Source organism: Brevibacterium sp. XM4083, assembly GCF_006489205.2.
Lineage (GTDB): Bacteria > Actinomycetota > Actinomycetes > Actinomycetales > Brevibacteriaceae > Brevibacterium.
In genome coordinates, this window is sequence record NZ_VFYR02000005.1 from 25688 (window position 1) to 45699 (window position 20012).

Here is a 20012-nt window from a genome sequence, read left to right on the forward strand (position 1 = left end):
CTGGCCCCATCCGACTTGCGAAGGATTCTTTTCAATGCCGCAGACCCGACCCGTAGCCGTCATCGTCCTGGCCGCCGGCCAGGGCACCCGGATGAAGTCGGCGCTGCCGAAGGTCATGCACCCCATCGGCGGTCGGTCCCTCCTCCACCACGCGATCGCCGCGGCGGCGGGGACCTCTCCCGACCACCTCGTCGTCGTCGTCCGCCACGAACGCGATCAGCTCGTCGCCCACCTCGAGGACCTCTCGATCACCTCGACGCGAACCGTCCTCGTCGCCGACCAGGATGAGGTGCCCGGCACCGGACGCGCCACCGAATGCGCGCTGACCCAGCTGCCCGCCGACCTCGACGGCACTGTCGTCGTCACCTACGGCGACGTGCCGCTGTTGACGACGGAGACGATCACCGGCCTCGTCGAGGTCCACGAAGGTGAGCGCAACGCCGTCACCGTCCTCTCCGCCGAGGTGGGCGACCCCACCGGCTACGGACGCATCGTCCGCGACGGCGCCGGCAACCTCCTGCGCATCGTCGAGCAGAAGGACGCGACCGAGGCCGAGCGCGCCATCCACGAGATCAACTCCGGCATCTACGCCTTCGACGCCGCCGCCCTGCGGACGGGCCTGTCGTCCCTGACGACCGACAACGCCCAGGGCGAGAAGTACCTCACCGACGTCGTCGCCGTCTCCCACGACGCCGGCCTGCCCGTCGCCGCGACCGCGACCGACGACCTCTGGCAGGTCGAGGGCGCGAACGACCGCGTCCAGCTCGCGCAGCTGGGCAAGGAGCTCAATCGCCGCACCTGCGAGAAGTGGATGCGCGCGGGCGTGTCGATCATCGACCCGGACACGACGTGGATCGACGTCGACGTCTCCCTCGGCCAGGACGTCACGCTCCTGCCCGGAGTCCAGCTCCTCGGCGCCACCGACATCGGGGACGGCGCAGTCGTCGGACCGGATTCGACGCTCAAGGACACCGAGGTGGGGGCCGGCGCCCAGGTCGTGCGCACGCATTCGGAACTCGCGATCGTCGGCCCCGGAGCCAGCGTCGGACCGTTCGCCTACCTGCGTCCGGGGACCAACCTCGGCGCTGACGGCAAGATCGGCACGTTCGTCGAGACGAAGAACGCGGAGATCGGACCCGGGGCGAAGGTGCCCCACCTCTCCTACGTCGGCGATGCGGAGATCGGGGAGGGCACGAACATCGGCGCCGCCTCGGTGTTCGTCAACTACGACGGCGTCGCCAAGCACCGCACGACGGTCGGCAAGCATGCACGGATGGGCTCGGACAACATGTACGTCGCCCCTGTGACGGTGGGCGACGGCGCCTACTCGGGTGCCGGCACCGTCGTGCGCAAGGATGTCCCTGCAGGGGCGCTCGCCATCAACGTGGCACCGCAGCGCAACCTGGAGGGCTGGGTTGAAGCCAATCGCCCCGGCACGCCCGCAGCGCGGGCCGCCGAGGCCGCATCCGAGGGGGAGCGGATCAGTGAATGAGATAACGACGGCGGGCGACAAGAAGCTCGTTCTGGTCAGCGGACGGGCGAACCCCGAACTCGCTGAGCAGGTCGCGGAGAACCTGGGGACGGAACTGCTCCCCACCGACATCTACAACTTCGCCAACGGCGAGATCTACGTCCGGTTCTCCGAGTCGGTGCGCGGCTGCGACGTCTTCGTCCTCCAGTCGCACAGCGCTCCCATCAACGAATGGCTGATGGAGCAGCTCATCATGGTCGACGCCCTCAAGCGCGCCTCGGCGAAGCGGATCACGGTCATCGCGCCGTTCTTCCCCTACGCCCGCCAGGACAAGAAGCACCGCGGCCGTGAGCCGATCTCCGCCCGCCTCGTCGCTGACCTCTACAAGACGGCCGGTGCGGATCGCATCATCACCGTCGACCTCCACACCGCGCAGATCCAGGGCTACTTCGACGGTCCTGTCGACCATCTCATCGCGATGCCGATCCTCGCCGGCTACGTCAAGGACAAGTACCCCGGCGACCTCGCCGTCGTCTCACCCGACGCCGGCCGCATCAAGGTCGCGGAGAACTGGTCGAACGCGCTCGGCGGGGTGCCGCTGGCCTTCATCCACAAGACCCGTGACATCACCCGGCCGAACGAGACGAAGGCCAACCGCGTCGTCGGTGAGGTCGAAGGCCGCACGTGCGTGCTCGTCGACGACATGATCGACACCGGCGGCACGATCGTCCAGGCCGCCGACGCCTGCATGGCCGCCGGTGCGAAGAACGTCATCGTCGTCTCCACCCACGCCGTCTTCTCCGGTCCCGCCGTCGAGCGCCTCGAGAACTCCGTCGCCGAGGAGGTCATCGTCACGAACACGCTGCCGCTGACCGAGGACAAGATGTTCGACAAGCTCACGGTGCTCTCGATCGCCCCGCTCATCGCCCGCGCCGTCCACGAGGTCTTCGAGGACGGGTCGGTGACGAGCCTCTTCGAGGTCTGAGCTCCCGCACCTCCGAACGCACCCCCGCCGCCGGTGGGGGTGCGTTCGCATTCACTGCCCGGTTGCTGTGGTCGGCGGGCTGCCGACGGCGCGCTGCGGTCGGCACACTGAGCTCGGCAGTGCGAGGTCGGAACAGCTGAGCGGCCGACGGTGCGCTCCGGCGTTCTACACTGAGGAGTGAGCCGAGGAAGGGAGCCGTGACGATGTCGACCCACGACTACAACCGCTACCGGGTGGATGTCGCCGGAGGCCAGCTCTCCGTCGGCGTCTGGGAGCCGATCTCCGCCGAGCCCGGGCCCGTGCCCACCGTCTGCGTCATCCACGGGATCACCTCGAACCACCTCTTCTTCGCCGGTCTCGTCCCGCTCCTGTCCGGTGTCCGCATCATCGGTCCCGACCTGCGCGGACGGGCCGACTCCCGGCTCCTCGGGGCTCCCTTCGGAATGGTCGCGCACGCCGAGGACGTGCTCGCCGCGATCACCACGTTCTCCGATTCGAGTGCCGTCACCCTCGTCGGGCATTCGATGGGAGGCTTCGTCGCGATGACCCTGGCCGGTCTGCCGGCCGCCCTGGACAGCGATGGCCGGGAGGCCGCCGAGGCGACCGTCCGCTTCCGCGGCCCCGTCCTCATCGACGGGGGACTTCCCCTCCCGCTCGCGCTGCCGGGTGCGGGGACGAGCGCGGGGTCCGCCGCTGGCTCCGACCGCGACAGCGACGACGGGCTCAACGCCGCGCTCGACACCGACGATCTCATCGCCGCGGTGCTCGGCCCGGCCGCCGAGCGGCTGTCGATGAGCTTCGACACCGTCGAGGAGTACCTCGCGTTCTTCGCCGCCCACCCCGCCTTCGCCGACGGACTCGACACGGTCGCGACGGAGAGCTTCGTCTACGACCTCGCGGCGAAGGACGACGACACGTTCCAGCCCTCGACGTCGGTCGAGGCGATGCAGGCCGACTCCGCGGACATGTACGCAGGCACGGCGTACCCCGCGGCCCTCGCGGCGGTGATGGGCGATGACGAACGTCAGGCCGACGTGACGTTCCTCTGTGCGGAACGCGACCTCGTCGCCGCCGAGCCCGGACTCTATCCGCCCGCGGTCGTCGCGAACTTCGCCGAGGAGTGGCCGCGGATGCGGATCGTCGAGGTGCCGGGCACGAACCACTACGACATCCTGCTCACCCCCGAGGGCATCGAGGCGTGTGTGAGCGCGGTGACCTCACGACTTGGAACAGCCACGGAGGGTGCCGTAGAATAGTCGGGTTGCCTCGGCGAGGGAAGCGGCTGCGCTTCCGTGATCGACGCGGTCCTGACCCACTCCTGCGGTGCCCGGCACCCGAGTGCGGCTGGCTGTTTCGCCGTGGTGCATGAGCAATCACCACGAAGGAGAGAAAATGGCTGACTTCACACTCATCGCCGAACCCCGTGACGAATTCGGCAAGGGCGCAGCACGGCGCATCCGCCGCGCCGGTCGCATCCCCGCGGTCGTCTACGGCCACGGCGGCGATCCCGTCCACGTCTCGCTCGACGGCCACGCCACGATGATGGCCCTCAAGCACGCCAACGCGCTGCTCGAGATCAAGAGCACCGACGGATCGAAGAACGTCCTCGCGATCGCCCGCGACGTCCAGATCGAGCCCGTCCGCCGCGACATCGAGCACGTCGACCTCATCATCGTCAAGCGCGGCGAGAAGATCGAGGTCGACGTTCCCGTCCACGTCATCGGCGAAGCCGCGCCCGGCACCATGGTCTCGCAGGTCGAGTCGACGCTCGCCGTCCTCGCCGACGCGACCAAGCTGCCCGAGCTCTTCGAGGTCAACGTCGAAGGCCGCCCGGCCGGTGAGCACATCCTCGCCGAGCAGGTCGAGCTGCCCGCCGGCGTCGAGCTCGTCGCCGACCCCGAGCTGCTCATCGTCAACGTCTCCGAAGAGGTCGAGATGGACACCGAGTCCGACGCCGACGAGACCACCGACGAGGAGACCACGGACGAGGAGTCGACCGACGAGGCTGCCTCCGAGGAGGAGTCCTCCGACGAGGAGTGACCCCACTGGTCTGACCGGCCGGTCTGACCGCGCTGGTCTGAGACGGACCACCGTCCCGTGAGTCGCTGATTCGGCGGGCCGCCACCGTGGCGGCCCGCCGAACTGCATAGTGTGGGACGTGTCGAGGAGAGCGGCGACGACTCCACCGTTGTGTTGACGTGAGCGCAGCTGCCGGCGCCCGGTTCGCCGAGGCGGCGGAAACGTATGAGGAGAGGACTGCGATGAGCAGCGAACCATGGCTGGTCTTCGGACTCGGCAACCCGGGGCCGGAGTACGCGGCGACCCGGCACAACATCGGTCAGATGGTCGTCGCCGACCTCGCCCGGCGGTGCGGGATCACCCTCAAGCGGACGAAGATGGCCGCGAACGCAGGCACCGGGCGGCTGCCGCACGGACGCGTGCCCGGCGTCCCCGGCCCGCGCGTCGTGCTGGCCACCTCGACGGGGTACATGAACAACTCCGGCGGCCCGGTCCGCCAGCTCGCCGACTTCTACTGCATCGACCCCGACCACATCATCGCCGTCCATGACGACGTCGACCTGCCCTTCGACACGATCAAGGCGAAGATCGGCGGGGGAGAGGGCGGCCACAACGGCCTGCGGTCGATGACCTCGGCGCTGGGCACGAAGGACTACGTGCGCATCCGCGCGGGCGTCGGCCGCCCGCCCGGACGCCAGGACACCGCCGACTACGTGCTCCGTCCCTTCTCGAAGGACGAACGCACCACGCTGCCGATCTTCGTCTCCGATGTCGCTGACGCCGTCGAGATGCTCATCATCGACGGTCTGCTGCCCGTCCAGGAGAAGTTCCACGCCCGCAGCTGAACCGGGGCTGCGCAACGGACGGACCGCCTCGGCGAGGTCGGTTCGGGTCCGCGCAGACGCCGCGCTCACGTCTCCTCGACTGCTCATGCCAGCCGGACCGTTCACGCCAGTCGGACCGCTCATGCCGTCGTGCGCGAGCCCTGCCTGCGGTGGATGAGCCACGCGGCGAGGACGCCGCCGATGAAGCCGAAGAGATGACCCTGCCAGGAGACGCCGTTGGCCTGCGGGAGCATGCCGAAGACGAGGGAGGCCCCGTAGGTGATGAAGATGAAGAACCCGATCGTGAAGTAGATGATCTTGCGGAGGACGTCGTCGGTGAACCACGTCCGCACCGCGAGGTAGCCGAAGTAGCCGAAGACGATCCCCGAGGCGCCGACGATGTACGTCCCCGGTGTCGTCGTCAGCCACGCCCCGACCCCGGCGACGACCGCGGTGATCGCGGTGACGAGCCAGAAGCGGCGGGCGCCCTCGGCAGCGATGAAGAGGCCGAGGACGAGGAACGGGAACGTGTTGGCGAGCAGATGACCGAACCCGGCGTGGAGGAGCGGGGAGGTGATGACGCCGTAGAGCGAGATCGGATTCCAGGCCTGGAGACCGAGGAGGTCGAGGTCGGCGGGCAGGATCGCATCGACGATCTCGATGATCCACATGAGCGCGAGGAGGACGAAGACCGGGGCGAATCGCGAGAGTCCGCCGCCTCGGCCGACCGCCGATCTCATGCGGTCGCGCAGGGACGGCTGGGCTCCCGCCCGGGGCTGGCCGGGGGTGGGTGAGTCGGTGCCGAAGAGGAGGCGGGACTCCTCGGCGGTGAAGCGGGGGGATTCGTCGGAGCTCATGACCCGATTATCCAAGACGAAGTTTGGAGAACACCCAGAGACACCCGTGTGCGCAGGCAATCGTGACCGTTCCGTCACTGACCGTCCAGGGTCCGGCGGCGAGGTCAGCGCCTGACCTCGCCGAGGCGGTTCGCCGGGAGCAGTGACCCTGACCTGGGCGCGGAGTGCGAGCCCGGGGTCCGACCGGCGGTGCCGCTGTGCGCCGCCGGCGAACAGCAGGGTCCCGTGTCCGTCCCGTGGCCTAGAATTGTGGGGTGCTCACCGGACTCGATCTCACGCTGCAGAACCCCGCCGTCACAGAACTCGTCGAAGCCATGGGCGACCCGGCGACGACGCACGGCACCATCGACGCGATCCGCGGACTGTGGCCCTCGATCCTGCGCCGGACGGTGACCGCGGGTGAGGCCACCTCCCCGCAGCTCATCGTCACCGCCACGACGCGTGAAGCCGAGGACCTCGCGCGGTCCCTGGCCGACTGGGTGCCCGCGGAGTCGATCGCCGTCTTCCCCAGCTGGGAGACGCTGCCGCATGAGAAGCTCTCACCCCGGTCGGACACCGTGGGCCAGCGCCTCGAGATCCTCCGCCGCCTCGCCCACCCGAAGCCCGGCCGCGGTCTCACCTTCGTCATCGCCCCCGTGCGCGCGTTCCTCCAGCCCCTGGCCAAGGGCCTCGGCGAGATCCCGCCGATCGAGGTCGCCGTCGGCGACGAGACCGACATCGAGGAGCTCTCCGCCCGCCTCACCGAACTCGCATACACGCGCGTCGACATGGTCTCCCGGCGCGGCGAATACGCGGTGCGCGGCGGCATCGTCGACATCTTCCCGCCGACGGCCGATCATGCCCTGCGCATCGAGTTCTTCGGCGACGAGGTCGATGAGATCCGCGAGTTCGCCGTCACCGATCAGCGGTCGATCCCCGCCGAGGCCGACGCCGAACCCCTGCGCCTCTCGGCACCCCCGGTTCGCGAACTCCTCCTCACCGACTCCGTGCGGGCACGGGCGGCCGAACTCGCCCCGACCCTGCCGGCGGCTGCCGACATGCTCGAGAAGATCGCCGCCGGCATCGCCGTCGAGGGCATGGAATCGCTCACCGCGGTCCTCGCCGACGGCATGGAGCCGCTCATCGCGCTCCTGCCGGCGGGCACGAAGATCATCATCGCCGAACCCGAGCGCGTGCAGGCGCGCGCCGCCGACCTCGTCGTGACGACGAATGAGTTCCTCGAAGCCGCGTGGTCGGGGGCAGCCGGCGGCGGCGAGACGCCCATCGACCTCTCCGCGGCGACGTTCCGCACGGTCGACGAGATGCGCGAGGGCGCCGCACTCATCGGACTCGCGTGGTGGGAGATCGGGGGCTTCGCCGCCGACGCCGAGATCGCGGCGCCGGGTGACAACATCTTCTCCCTCCCGGCCCGGCCCCCGAAGGGCTACGCCGGGGACGTCGAGGCGATCCTCGCCGATGTCAGGGGACTCATCCACGACCAGTGGCGGATCCTCGTCCTCACCGAGGGCCAGGGACCGGGCAAGCGCATGGTCGAGGTGTTCTCCGAGGCCGGCATCCCCGCGACCTTCGTCGACGACCCCACCGACGTGCCCCCGGCGCTGGTGACCGTGACGACGGCAGCGCCCTTCGGCGGCTTCGTCTTCGACGACCTCAAGCTCGCCGTCCTCACCGAGGCCGACGTCCTCGGGCGCGCCGCCGCCACCTCGACGCGGGACATGCGCCGGCTGCCGACCCGCCGCAAGCGCAACCAGGTCGACCCGCTCAACCTCGCACCCGGCGACTTCGTCGTCCACGAACAGCACGGGGTCGGGAAGTTCGTCGAGATGACCCAGCGGACGACGGGCAAGGGCGCGGCGAAGCACACCCGCGAATACCTCATCATCGAATACGCACCCGCTAAACGCGGGCAGCCCGGTGACCGCCTCTTCGTCCCCAGCGATGCCCTCGACCAGGTCAGCCGCTACGTCGGCGGGGAGAACCCGAGCCTGAACAAGATGGGCGGCGCCGACTGGCAGACGACGAAGGCGAAGGCGCGCAAGGCCGTCAAGGAGATCGCCGGAGAGCTCGTGCGCCTCTACTCGGCGCGCCAGGCCACCGTCGGCCACGCGTACGGGCCCGACACCCCGTGGCAGCGCGAACTCGAGGACGCCTTCCACTACGTCGAGACCGGCGATCAGCTCACGACGATCGACGAGGTCAAGGCCGACATGGAGAAGTCCATGCCGATGGACCGCCTGATCTGCGGCGACGTCGGCTACGGCAAGACGGAGATCGCCGTGCGCGCAGCCTTCAAGGCGATCCAGGACGGCAAGCAGGTCGCCGTCCTCGTCCCGACGACCCTGCTCGTCCAACAGCACTTCGAGACCTTCGCCGAGCGCTATGCAGGATTCCCCGTCACCGTCGGGGCGCTCTCCCGCTTCCAGACGAAGGCGGAATCGGAGAAGGTCGTGTCCGACCTCGCCGACGGCAAGCTCGACCTCGTCATCGGCACCCACCGCCTGCTCAGCGGCGAGGTGCGGTTCAAGAACCTCGGTCTCGTCATCATCGACGAGGAGCAGCGCTTCGGCGTCGAGCACAAGGAGACTCTCAAGGCGATGCGGACCAACGTCGACGTCCTCGCGATGTCGGCGACCCCGATCCCGCGCACCCTGGAGATGGCGGTCACCGGCATCCGGGAGATGTCGACGCTTGCGACCCCGCCGGAGGAGCGCCACCCCGTCCTCACCTATGTCGGGAAGTACGAGGACCAGCAGGTCAAAGCCGCGATCCGCCGTGAGCTCATGCGCGAGGGCCAGGTCTTCTTCATCCACAACCGGGTCAAGGACATCGAGGCCGTCGCCGCGCACCTCGCCGAACTCGTGCCCGAGGCTCGCATCGCGATCGCCCACGGCAAGATGAACGAGCACCGGCTCGAGCAGGTCATCGTCGACTTCTGGGAGAAGAAGTACGACGTCCTCGTGTGCACGACGATCGTCGAGACCGGCATCGACATCGCGAACGCGAACACGCTCATCATCGACCACGCCGACCGGTTCGGCCTCTCCCAGCTCCATCAGCTGCGCGGACGGGTCGGCCGCGGCCGCGAACGCGCGTACGCGTACTTCCTCTACCCGCCCGACACGCAGCTCACCGAGACCGCGCTCGACCGCCTCACGACACTGGCCGCGCACACCGAGCTCGGTGCGGGCATGCAGGTGGCGATGAAGGACCTCGAGATCCGCGGAGCCGGCAACCTCCTCGGCGGTCAGCAGTCAGGCCACATCGAAGGGGTCGGCTTCGACCTCTACGTCCGCCTCGTCGGGGAGGCCGTCGCGAACTTCCGCGGCGAGGACACCGAACCGGAAGCGGACATGCGCATCGAACTGCCCGTCGACGCGCACCTGCCGGCCGACTACGTCGACCACGAACGGCTGCGCCTCGAGGCGTACCGGAAGCTCGCGGCCGCGGCGAACGAGGACGAGCTCCAGGAGGTCCTCGACGAACTCGTCGACCGCTACGGTCCCTACCCCGAGGCGGTCGGCGTGCTCGCCGACGTCGCCCGACTGCGCATCCGCGCCCGGGCCTCCGGGGTCAGCGACATCGTCGTCCAGGGCAACTTCGTCCGCTTCGGGCCCGTCGAACTCGAGGACTCCCAGCTCGTGCGGCTCAAGCGCCTCTACCCGAAGTCCCTGCTCAAACCCGCCATCCGCTCGGTCCTCGTGCCCAAGCCGATGGCCGGCGACGGGTTCGGGGCCAAGGAGATGACGGACTCGGACATCCTCCGCTGGGCCCACCAGTTCCTCGACGCGATCGTGCCCGCCGCACCCGCCGAGGTGGTCCCCTCCGTCGTCGTCGACGCGGGGGTGTGAGGCGGCCGTGGACGAGAACGCGAGTGTCATGGCCGAGCGCTTGGAGGGGGCCGTCGAGGCGATGGCGGTGCTGCGCGCGCGGTGCCCGTGGTCGTCCGAGCAGGACCATCGGAGCCTCATCCGGTATGCCCGCGAGGAGACCGAGGAGCTCATCGACGCCCTCGAGGAGCTCACCGCCGACCCCTCGCCGGGCAACCGCGACCACGTCGTCGAGGAGCTCGGCGACGTCCTCTACCAGGTCCTCTTCCACGCAGCCCTCCTCGATGAGAGCGGCGGATCGGAGTACGGGACGACACTCGGGCAGGTCATCGACGCGCTCGAGGCCAAACTCATCCGTCGCCATCCGCTCGCCTTCGACGGACACGGGCGTGAGGGGCCGATGCCGTCACTGGCCGACGTCGAGAGGGAGTACCGTCGGATCAAGGCCGCAGAGCGCGCGCAGAGAGCCGCCGAGCGCGCACAGACCGGGACATCCGCGGAAGCGGCACCAGCAGAGAGGGACGCAGAGTGAGCTTGGACAGGATCGACATCGAGGGCACGTTCAACTTCCGCGACCTCGGCGGGGCCCCGGTGACCGGGGGAGCAGCCACAGGCGGGACGGCCGACGCATCGTCGGTGGCGACCGGTCGGGTGTTCCGCGCCGACGGTCTCGCCCAGCTCACCGACCGGTCCCGGGAGGAGCTCGCCCGGCTGGGGATCACGGCGGTGGTCGACCTCCGCGACATCGGCGAGCGGGACAAGCACCCCGATGCGCTCGAGGGCCTCGACATCGACTACATCGCCCTGCCGATCTTCGAGGACAAGTTCTTCCCAGCCGCCCCGCTGTCGCAGGAGGAGATGATCGAATTCGCCGAGACCACGGGAATCGACCTCAGCGACCGGTCCCTGCGCCGCATCTACGACTACCTCATCGCCCACTTCGGCCCTCGGCTCGCCCTCGCCGTCGACACCGTCGCCGACCGCTGCGAGACCGGCGTCGTCTTCCACTGCTCAGCCGGCAAGGATCGCACCGGGCTCGTCGCGGCCTTCGTCCTCGCCCTCCTCGGGGTCGACCGGGACGACATCCTCGACGACTACACGGTCACGGAGGACCACCTCGGCGGATCCTTCCTCGAGAGCATCCGGCGCAACTATTCCGATGCCGGCATCTCCGGCAACCTCGCCGAGGCGGCGACCTCGGCCCCGCGCGAACTGCTGGCGGGAATACTCACCTCCCTCGATCGGACGTACGGCAACGATGCGGTGGAGAAGTACCTGCTCGAGAACGGGATGGACCCGCAGACTCCGGCGCGGCTGCGTGAACGGCTCCTGCAGGTCAGCGACGGGCAGGCGGCGTAGCCCGGGTTCCGCGCATCGAGCGGGGCCGGGCGGTGCCCGGTTGTGCACTAAGCTTGCGGGCAGGCACATGTTTCCCATGTGACACCGACTGCTAAGGAGTAATCAGTGGCTGAGATCGTTGCCGCAAACGCCCGTGAAATCTTGGATTCCCGGGGCAACCCCACCGTCGAGGTGGAAGTGCTCTTGGCCGACGAGTCCGTCGGTCGCGCGGGAGTGCCCTCCGGCGCCTCCACCGGTGAGTTCGAGGCCGTCGAGCTGCGTGACGGCGATCCCGAGCGTTACCTCGGCAAGGGTGTGACGAACGCCGTCGAAGCCGTCATCGATGAGATCCACGAGGCCATCGTCGGCCTCGAGAGCGATGATCAGCGCCTCGTCGACCAGGCCCTCATCGACCTCGATGGGACGGAGAACAAGTCCCGCCTGGGCGCGAATGCGATCCTCGGAACCTCGCTGGCCGTCGCCCGCGCGGCAGCGGTGTCGGCCGATCTCCCGCTCTACCGCTACCTCGGCGGCCCGAACGCCCACGTCATGCCGGTGCCGATGATGAACATCCTCAACGGCGGATCGCATGCCGACTCGAACGTCGACATCCAGGAATTCATGATCGCCCCGATCGGTGCGGCGAGCTTCCATGAAGCGCTGCAGTGGAGCGTCGAGGTCTACCACGCGCTCAAGGGCGTGCTCAAGGAGCGCGGCCTCTCCACCGGTCTCGGCGACGAGGGCGGGTTCGCGCCGAACCTCGAGTCGAACGCCGCGGCCCTCGACCTCATCCTCGAAGCCATTGAGATCGCCGGTCACCGTCCCGGCCGTGACATCGCGCTCGCCCTCGACGTCGCGTCCTCGGAGTTCTTCAAGGACGGCGCCTACGAGTTCGAAGGCGAGAAGAAGTCGGCCGAGGACATGGCCGCCTACTATGAGGACCTGCTGAGCAAGTACCCGCTCGTCTCGATTGAGGATCCGCTCGACGAGAACGACTGGGAGGGCTGGGCGAAGCTCACCGCCGCGATCGGGTCGAAGGTCCAGCTCGTCGGCGACGACCTCTTCGTCACCAACCCCGAGCGCCTCGAGCGCGGCATCGACAACGACACCGCGAACTCGCTGCTCGTCAAGGTCAACCAGATCGGCACGCTCACCGAGACCCTGGACGCCGTCGAGCTCGCGCAGACGCACGGCTACACGACGATGATCTCGCACCGGTCCGGGGAGACCGAGGACACGACGATCGCCGACCTCGCCGTGGCGACCAACGCCGGCCAGATCAAGGCGGGCGCGCCCGCCCGCTCCGAGCGCGTCGCGAAGTACAACCAGCTGCTGCGCATCGAAGAGCAGCTCGGCGATGCCGCCCGCTACGCCGGCAAGCGCGCATTCCCGCGCTTCGAAGCCTGAGCGACTGAGCTGGCAGGTCCCTGTCGGCTGATTCCCGGCGGCGGATTTCCGCAGGCAGGACCCCACCTACACCGAGGCGGGGGTCGAGTGATCGTTCGCGGTCACCCGTCCCCCGCCTCGGCGCTCGCGCAGCCACTGCTCGCGGCGGCGCTCCCCGCCTGTGGATAACTCTGGGGATGGAGTGTGGGCGGCTGTGGACAACGACGGTGGGCGATGTCGGTGCGTGAATCGCGGCGTCCGCGATGCCTGCGGAATCGCCGACACCGAACACGCCACGGCGTGGAAATCCCGGCACGCCCCGACCCGACCAGGCAGACTTATCTGTGTTGCGGCTGCCTTCCCAATCCCCGGCCGCAGAGGAAGAGTCATGGTTCCGAGCAAACCGAGAAGAACTGCCCCGAAGACGGCTCCCGGCAAAGCCGCTCCTCGGCGACGCCCGAAACCCGTCGTCGAGGCGACCGCGAGCCGTGATGCGCGCGGGCGCCGGATGTCCTGGCAGGCCGGAGTGTTCCTCGCTGTCATCGCCATCGTGCTCGTGACGTTCCTGCCCTCGATCAACTCCGCACTCAAGCAGGCGCAGCAGATCGCGGCGCTCAACAATGAGATCGATTCCACCCGCTCCGAGGTCGAGGCGCTGCGGGAGAAGAACGAGAATCTCAAGGACCCGACCTACGTCGCCCGCAAGGCGAGGGAAGACCAGTACTACGTCGAAAAGGGCAAGAACGCTGTCATCGTCACCAACCAGGACTCGGAAGACGATGACGATTCGGACACAACGCGCCCACAGCGCAGCCAAGCCTGGTACCTTGAGTTGCTGGAGTCGATCGAGGAGGTCGGCAATTCGAGCAACACGACGGGAACGGACTGATGATCACAGAGTGCACCGAGGCGGACTTCGCAACGCTGAAGGAGCAGCTCGGACGCATTCCCCGCGGGGTCGTCGGCATCGCCGCCCGCAGCACCACCGGTGAGCCCCTCGTCGTCGCGACCGCTCCGCGCCTCGAGGACGGCACCCCCTTCCCGACGACGTTCTACCTCACCCACCCGGCCTACGTCGCCGAGTCCTCCCGCCTCGAAGCCGCGGGGATCATGGCCGAATGGACCGCGGAGCTCGGCACCGACGACGAGCTCGCCGCCGCCTATGCCCGAGCCCATGACTCCTATCTCGCCGTCCGCTCCGAGATCGGCTGCGCCGCCGGCATCGCCGAGGTCGAGGAGATCGCGGACTTCTCCGCCGGCGGCATGCCGACTCGGGTCAAATGCCTCCACGCCCTCGTCGGCCACGCCCTGGCCGCCGGGCCCGGAGCCAACCCGATCGGCGACCGTGCGATCGCCCTGATGACCGACGTTCCCACCCCTGCCGTCACCCCCGCCGAGGCGACAGCGGAGTCGACCCCGGGTGCGGACTCCGAGACAGGGCAGGGGTCCCCGGCCGCCGCGTCATCACCCGACGCCGCCTCGCAGACGACGGACTAGGAGAGAACCATGCGCGTTGCCGCCTTCGACTGCGGAACCAATTCGCTGCGCCTGCTCGTCGCCGACATCGATGAGTCCGGCCGGATGACCGAACTCCTCCGTCAGACCCGCATCGTCCGCCTCGGCCAGGGAGTCGACGCCACGGGGGAGTTCGCCCCCGAAGCCCTTGAACGGACCTTCGCCGTGACCCAGGAGTACGCCGACGCCGCCGCGGAGTTCGCGCCGGAGAAGATCCGCTTCGTCGCCACCTCGGCGAGCCGGGATGTGAAGAACCGGGACGAGTTCTTCGCCGGGATCTTCGCGATCCTCGGTGTCGTCCCCGATGTCATCACCGGGGATGAGGAGGCTCACCTGTCCTTCCTCGGCGCCACCGCCGGCCGTAGCGGGTCCGAGGGCCCGTTCCTCGTCATGGACCTCGGCGGGGGATCGACGGAACTCGTCCTCGGCACCGAGGCGGTCGAGTCCGCGGTGAGCATGGACATCGGATCGGTGCGCCTGACCGAGCGCCACATGAGCACCGATCAGCCCGACGACGCCCAGGTCCGCGCCGCCGTGACCGATATCGACGAGCACCTCGATCGCGCCGCCGAGGTCGTCGATCTGTCCGCGGCCCGCACCTTCATCGGCGTCGCCGGGACCGTGACGACCCTGACCGCAGGCATCCTCGAGCTCGACAGCTACCAGCGTGAGCGCATCCATGGGGCCGAGCTCACCGTCGCCGACGTCGAACGCCAGGCCGAGGCGCTCCTCCGGATGGACCGCGAGGCCCGTGCCGCACTGCCGTACATGCACCCCGGACGCGTCGACGTCATCGCCGCCGGCGGTCTGATCTTCGCCCGCGTCGTCGCCCGTGTCGCCGATGCCGTGCGCGCTGCGGGCGGCGAGCTCACCATCACCGTCTCCGAGACGGACATCCTCGACGGCATCGCCCTCGACCTCGCGTCATGATCGGAAGCAGCGCACCGCCGACGACGCGCACCGGGCGCCGCCCCCGTGCGCTGACGAAGCTTGCGCTCATCGGCGTCGTCCTCGGACTCGTCGTCGGCACCGCGCAGCCGGCCCTCGCCGCCCCGAAGCCGGGGCCCGGTCAGTGGTTCATCGGCGACTACGGCATCGAAGAGCTGTGGAAGACGACGACGGGCAAGGGCGTCAAGGTCGCCGTCATCGACTCCGGCGTCAACAAGGACCACGAGGACCTCAAGGACGTCGTGACGGCCGCGAAGGACTTCAGCGGCCTCGGCAAGGACGGCACGACACCGATCGGCGGCAAGGACACGATCCACCACGGCACCGCCGTGGCCGGCGTCATCGCCGGTCAGGGCGAGGGCGCCGGGCCGATCGGGGTGGCCCCCGACGCGGAGATCCTCTCCGCCTCGATGTGGCTCGGCCCCGACCGTCCCAAGGAATCGGGATCGACGCGTGAGCAGGCGGCGGAGGCGATCCGCTGGTCCGTCGACAACGGTGCGAAGATCATCAACATGTCCCTGGGCTGGGACGACCCCGCGTGGCCGTCGAGCTGGGACGAGGCATTCAAATACGCCTACGAGAAGGACGTCCTCGTCGTCGCCTGCGTCGGCAACGCTTCCCAGGGCGCGACCCAGGCGTGGTCGCCGTCGACGGTGCCCGGGGTCATCGGCGTCGGCGGACTCGGGAAGAACGGCCGGGTGCTCGACGCCTCGACGGCACCGGGGACCGCGGTCGACCTCATGGGCCCCGCCGCCGACATCCCCATCCCGTTCTACTCCGGCGGATACGCCGAAGGCCAGGGCTGCTCGTTTGCCGCGCCCGTCGTCTCCGGGGTCGCCGCCCTGATCCGCGCGGACAATCCCGACCTCAGCGCCGACGAGGTGGCCGCGAAGCTGCTCTCGACCGCGAAGCCCGTGACCGGGCACAAGGGTCAGAGCACGGCCGACAAACCCGACCCGACCGTCGGCTGGGGGCGGCTCGACCCGCAGGCGGCGATGGACTCCGATGTGCCGAAGACCGTGCCGAGTGCCGCCGACGATCTCGCCTCCTGGGTGACGATGCACCGGCGTGCCGAAGGCAGCGGCGGACAGACCGAGACCGCGGCGCCCGCCGAGGGCGACCAGCCGAAGGCCGTGGCACCGAAGGACGTCGTCGCCACCCAGTCGACGCCGACGCTCGGGTACGCCGCGCTCGGCGTCGGCGGCGCCATCGGACTCATCCTCCTTGCCGCGGCAGCGATCGTCTCCGCCCGCCGGAAGCGGATGCGGAGGCGACTCGGCGAGCCGTGATACGCGTCTCATCTGGGACGTCGATGATGATTAGTGAAAGTTTTCACAAGGGCCTAGGATGGGGTCATGGCTCTCATCAGAAACTCGAAACTGCGTCCACGCATCCTCGTCGTCGGCGGCGGATACCTCGGTCTCGTCACGGCCCAGAATCTGCTGAAGAATCTCGGCCGCGGTGAAGCCACCGTGACCGTCATCGACCCCAACCCGTACATGACGTACCAGCCGTTCCTCCCCGAGGTGGCTGCCGGCTCGATCGAGCCGCGTCATGCCGTCGTGCCGCTGCGCCGCAATCTGCCCGGCGCCGAGGTCATCACCGGCAAGGTCACGTCGATCAATCACGCCGACAAGTTCGTCGTCGTCGAACCTGAGAACGATGAGCCGTTCGAACTCGACTACGACCACATCGTCATGGCTGCCGGCTCCGTCGCCCGCACTCTGCCGATCCCCGGCCTCAAGGAGAACGCGATCGGCCTCAAGCGGATCGAGGAAGCCGTCGCCCTGCGCGATCACCTCCTCTCCCGCCTCGCCGACGCCGCCCTCATGGAGGACGACGACGAGCGTCGCAAAGCTCTCACCTTCGTCTTCGTCGGCGGCGGGTTCGCCGGCATCGAGCTCCTCGCCGAGCTCGAGGACGTCGTGCGCTCCGCGATCGCGCAGTACGAGACCCTCACCGAGGCCGACGTCCGCTTCGTCCTCGTCGAGGCCCTCGGCCGCGTCATGCCCGAGGTCGGCGAGGCGCAGGCCCGCTGGGTCGTCGAGCACCTGCGCGAGCGCGGCATCGACGTCTACCTCGAGACGTTCCTCCAGGACTGCACCGACAAGCGCGTCAAGCTCTCGAACGGCGAGGAGTTCGACGCCGACACCATCGTGTGGTCGGCCGGCGTCAAGGCCAACCCGGTCCTCATCGACTCCGACCTGCCGATCGACGAGCGCGGCCGCGTGACTGTGCGCGCCGACCTCCGCGTCGAAGGCGAAGACGGCGTCGTCGAGGGCGCGTGGGCCGCTGGTGACAATGCCGCGGTGCCCGATCTCTCCGGTGGCGGTGTGGGCGGCTACTGCGTGCCCAACGCCCAGCATGCCGTGCGTCAGGCGCCCGTGCTCGCCGCCAACGTGCTCGCCGCCCTGCGCGGAGAGACCGAGTTCAAGCAGTACTTCCACAAGACCATCGGATCGGTCGCCGGTCTCGGCCTCTACAAGGGCGTCTCGCAGATGGGCGACTTCGAAGCCCGCGGTCTCCTTGCGTGGCTCATGCACCGCGCCTACCACGGCTACGCGATCCCGAGCATCGACCGCAAGGTCAAGGTCTTCGGCAACTGGATCCTCAACTTCGTCCTCGGCCGCGACACCACGGAGCTCGTCGACCTCGACGTGCCCCGCAAGAGCTTCGTCGAGGCCGCGGAGTCGAAGCCGGTTCCCAAGAAGGAAGAGCCCGTCAAGGCCTGATGCTGACCACGTCTGACGGATAGAGTCCGCAGACGAGACCGACGCCCCGGGAGTGCGACCGCACTCCCGGGGCGTCGTCGTTGACAGGTGTCGGCGCGACCGCAGTCGAGCCCCACCTCGGCGACGGAGGCCGGTGACCCTGCCCCCACCGACGACGAGACGCTCGTCGAGGAGGACTCCCTCCCAGAGGGCCACTGCGGGACTGCTCCCGGGTCGATGACCGGCCTCGCGGTCTATCAGGGGACGAAGGAGACCGACTGCGACCAGGCGAGGACGGCTCCGGGGGCCTTGGACCGCGGCGTCGTGTGCACCAACGGCGCGATCTCCTCACAGGACTATTCGCTCAGCCGACGGTCAGAGGTCAGTTGACCTCGGAGTTCGCGACGGTGAAGCGGGCGTCGACATGCTGCGGGTCCTCGACGTCGTCGATGAGGGCGACGGCGAAGTCCTCGGCGGAGATCCGCTCACCGGCGGGTGCGTCGGTTCCCACGGCGTAGTAACCGGTGCGTTCGCCCGGGGCGATCTCCGGGGCGGGGGAGAGCATCGTCCACGGTGAGTAGTCGCCCGCCCGGAGCAACTCGAGGGCGCGGGTGCCCGTCTCCGCCTCGGCCTTGTAGACGGAGGGGAATCCGGGAGTGTCCTTGAGCATCGTCTCGCCGTCGACGAGCAGGGAACCGGCTCCGCCGACGACATAGAGCGGGGTGTCGCCGCTCGCCTCAGCGAGGATCTGCAGCGCCTGCAGCCATTCGCCGTGGTCGCCGCCGGTGCGGCTGGGGCCGGTGGCGGAGATGATGACGTCGTGGTCGGCGGCGACCTGCGCGTCGAGGGCGGCATCGGCCATGTCGCCGGTGAGGTTGTGGGCGACTCCGGGGACGTCGGTGCCCGTGCGGGTGATCGCCGTGACCTCGAGTCCGCGGCCGGCGGCTTCGGCCGCCACGCGCGAGCCGACCATTCCCGATGCGCCGAAGAGTGCGATTCTCATGATGAGTCCTTCCGTGGTGTGCGGTGCCTGATGCTGTGACGATATACTGAGGATAGAAGGTACCTCAAAGATACTATTGGAGTTCTCGCACAATGTTCGACTGGGAAGGCGACGCGTTCGACCCCGACTGTCCGACGCGCATCGTCCTCGACCGCATCGGCGACAAATGGACGGTGCTCATCATCGAGACCCTCGAGGCGGGGCCGCGCCGCTTCAACGAGATCCGGCTCGCCGTCGGCGGCATCACCCCGAAGGTGCTCACCTCGACGCTGCGATCCCTCGTCGCTGACGGGCTCATCGCGCGGGAGGCCTTCGCCGAGGTTCCCCCGCGCGTCGAGTACCGCCTCACCGACCTCGGTCGCTCCCTGCTCGAACCCGTCGCGGCGCTGCGCCGCTGGGCCGAGCTCAACGTCGCACGGATCGAGCACAACCGGGAGGCCGCCGAGGTGGCCGCTGAGACGGCGCTCCTGAGCTGAGGGGGCGCGCCGGCTCAGGTGTCGGCGATGCGGGCGAGCACCTCGGCGAGATCCCGCAGCTCACCGGCGATCCGGTACTGCCGGGGGTGGCCGGAGCGGACCCAGTTGTTCGTGATCATCGACGCGCTCGCGCCGTTCGTCATCGCCTTGAACTCGTCGACGTCGAGGGGCGCGGTGCGATCGGCGAGGAGCCGGGTCCGAAGTGCGGGGGAGAGGTTCTCCCAATGGTCGGCGGCCTCGTAGCCGATGACGTGCCAGTCCCGGCCGGCCTCACGGTAGGCCAGCGGGCGCTCCGGAACGGACACGGTGGGTGCTGGCGCTGTCGCCTCGGGAGCTGTCGCTTCCGGATCCGCCGCGGACCCGGACGGGCGTCCGGCATGCGGGTCGAGCCGACCTGCCGGTATGCGGTCATCGAAGAGCACGGCCGGTCCGGGGGCGGCGACCGTCATCGGGTCGTCGAGGCCGGTGACGGCCTGCGGGGGAGTGCCGGGGATGATGAGCGCTGAAGTCATAGGACGATCATGCCGGACTTCGCGGTCTCCGGCGACACGGTCCCCCCACTGGGACTCGAACCCAGACTGAATCGATTTTAAGTCGACTGCCTCTGCCGATTGGGCTACAGGGGGTGACGGCGCCGTGCCCGCAGTGGCCC

The 20012-nt window shown here is 69.1% G+C and carries 19 protein-coding genes and 1 tRNA gene; 16 read left to right on the forward strand and 4 right to left on the reverse strand.

Going from position 1 to position 20012, the window contains the following annotated elements:
- Positions 1–34 precede the first annotated feature (34 nt).
- From glmU to pth, 5 genes are all read left to right on the forward strand, one after another.
- Entirely contained in the window at positions 35–1492 is a 1458-nt protein-coding gene (gene glmU, locus FJ887_RS15340; RefSeq protein WP_137826788.1) for a bifunctional UDP-N-acetylglucosamine diphosphorylase/glucosamine-1-phosphate N-acetyltransferase GlmU, read from the forward strand.
- Positions 1485–2456, forward strand: a complete 972-nt coding sequence (locus tag FJ887_RS15345) for a ribose-phosphate diphosphokinase (RefSeq protein WP_137826789.1) — start codon at positions 1485–1487, stop codon at positions 2454–2456. Before glmU ends, FJ887_RS15345 begins: the two co-directional genes overlap by 8 nt.
- 203 nt (positions 2457–2659) lie before the next feature.
- A complete protein-coding gene (locus FJ887_RS15350) occupies positions 2660–3712 on the forward strand; it encodes an alpha/beta fold hydrolase (RefSeq protein WP_137826794.1) in 1053 nt (350 codons plus the stop codon).
- A 136-nt stretch (positions 3713–3848) separates the two neighbouring features.
- Entirely contained in the window at positions 3849–4496 is a 648-nt protein-coding gene (locus tag FJ887_RS15355) for a 50S ribosomal protein L25/general stress protein Ctc (protein WP_137826790.1), read from the forward strand.
- A gap of 221 nt (positions 4497–4717) precedes the next feature.
- Entirely contained in the window at positions 4718–5320 is a 603-nt protein-coding gene (gene pth, locus FJ887_RS15360; RefSeq protein WP_137826795.1) for an aminoacyl-tRNA hydrolase, read from the forward strand.
- Positions 5321–5439: 119 nt separating this feature from the next.
- Here pth and FJ887_RS15365 read toward each other — a convergent pair whose 3' ends face one another.
- Positions 5440–6156, reverse strand: a complete 717-nt coding sequence (locus FJ887_RS15365; protein WP_137826791.1) for a rhomboid family intramembrane serine protease — start codon at positions 6154–6156, stop codon at positions 5440–5442.
- 314 nt (positions 6157–6470) lie between these two features.
- On the opposite strand from FJ887_RS15365, the gene mfd reads away from it, so the two are divergent.
- The 10 genes from mfd to FJ887_RS15415 all read left to right on the forward strand — a co-directional run bounded on the left by mfd (position 6471) and on the right by FJ887_RS15415 (position 18271).
- On the forward strand, positions 6471–10004 hold the full coding sequence (gene mfd / locus FJ887_RS15370; protein ID WP_250786273.1) for a transcription-repair coupling factor: 3534 nt from the start codon (positions 6471–6473) through the stop codon (positions 10002–10004).
- A gap of 7 nt (positions 10005–10011) precedes the next feature.
- Complete coding sequence (locus tag FJ887_RS15375; RefSeq protein ID WP_250786264.1) at positions 10012–10515, forward strand: MazG nucleotide pyrophosphohydrolase domain-containing protein; 504 nt, start codon at positions 10012–10014, stop codon at positions 10513–10515.
- Entirely contained in the window at positions 10512–11342 is an 831-nt protein-coding gene (locus FJ887_RS15380; RefSeq protein ID WP_137824268.1) for a tyrosine-protein phosphatase, read from the forward strand. Before FJ887_RS15375 ends, FJ887_RS15380 begins: the two co-directional genes overlap by 4 nt.
- Positions 11343–11447: 105 nt before the next feature.
- Entirely contained in the window at positions 11448–12728 is a 1281-nt protein-coding gene (gene eno, locus FJ887_RS15385; protein WP_137824267.1) for a phosphopyruvate hydratase, read from the forward strand.
- Between the two features lie 367 nt (positions 12729–13095).
- On the forward strand, positions 13096–13596 hold the full coding sequence (locus FJ887_RS15390; RefSeq protein WP_171006944.1) for an FtsB family cell division protein: 501 nt from the start codon (positions 13096–13098) through the stop codon (positions 13594–13596).
- Positions 13596–14204, forward strand: coding sequence for a DUF501 domain-containing protein (locus FJ887_RS15395; protein WP_249356418.1), 609 nt, complete (start codon positions 13596–13598; stop codon positions 14202–14204). Before FJ887_RS15390 ends, FJ887_RS15395 begins: the two co-directional genes overlap by 1 nt.
- Before the next feature lie 9 nt (positions 14205–14213).
- Complete coding sequence (locus tag FJ887_RS15400) at positions 14214–15152, forward strand: Ppx/GppA phosphatase family protein (RefSeq protein WP_137824266.1); 939 nt, start codon at positions 14214–14216, stop codon at positions 15150–15152.
- Positions 15149–16459, forward strand: coding sequence for a S8 family peptidase (locus FJ887_RS15405; RefSeq protein ID WP_137824265.1), 1311 nt, complete (start codon positions 15149–15151; stop codon positions 16457–16459). The genes FJ887_RS15400 and FJ887_RS15405 overlap by 4 nt, the downstream gene beginning before the upstream one ends.
- Positions 16460–16525: 66 nt before the next feature.
- Positions 16526–17902, forward strand: coding sequence for an NAD(P)/FAD-dependent oxidoreductase (locus tag FJ887_RS15410; protein WP_137824264.1), 1377 nt, complete (start codon positions 16526–16528; stop codon positions 17900–17902).
- An 87-nt stretch (positions 17903–17989) separates the two neighbouring features.
- Positions 17990–18271, forward strand: a complete 282-nt coding sequence (locus FJ887_RS15415; protein WP_137824263.1) for a hypothetical protein — start codon at positions 17990–17992, stop codon at positions 18269–18271.
- On the opposite strand, the gene FJ887_RS15420 is transcribed toward FJ887_RS15415, so the two are convergent.
- Positions 18264–18884, reverse strand: a complete 621-nt coding sequence (locus tag FJ887_RS15420) for an NAD(P)-dependent oxidoreductase (RefSeq protein ID WP_137824262.1) — start codon at positions 18882–18884, stop codon at positions 18264–18266. The two genes, FJ887_RS15415 and FJ887_RS15420, sit on opposite strands and share 8 nt — an antisense overlap.
- Positions 18885–18976: 92 nt before the next feature.
- On the opposite strand from FJ887_RS15420, the gene FJ887_RS15425 reads away from it, so the two are divergent.
- Entirely contained in the window at positions 18977–19360 is a 384-nt protein-coding gene (locus FJ887_RS15425) for a winged helix-turn-helix transcriptional regulator (RefSeq protein ID WP_137824261.1), read from the forward strand.
- A 14-nt stretch (positions 19361–19374) separates the two neighbouring features.
- On the opposite strand, the gene FJ887_RS15430 is transcribed toward FJ887_RS15425, so the two are convergent.
- Entirely contained in the window at positions 19375–19872 is a 498-nt protein-coding gene (locus FJ887_RS15430; RefSeq protein ID WP_137824260.1) for a hypothetical protein, read from the reverse strand.
- A 40-nt stretch (positions 19873–19912) separates the two neighbouring features.
- A tRNA-Leu gene (locus tag FJ887_RS15435) sits at positions 19913–19986 on the reverse strand.
- Between the last annotated feature and the right edge of the window lie 26 nt (positions 19987–20012).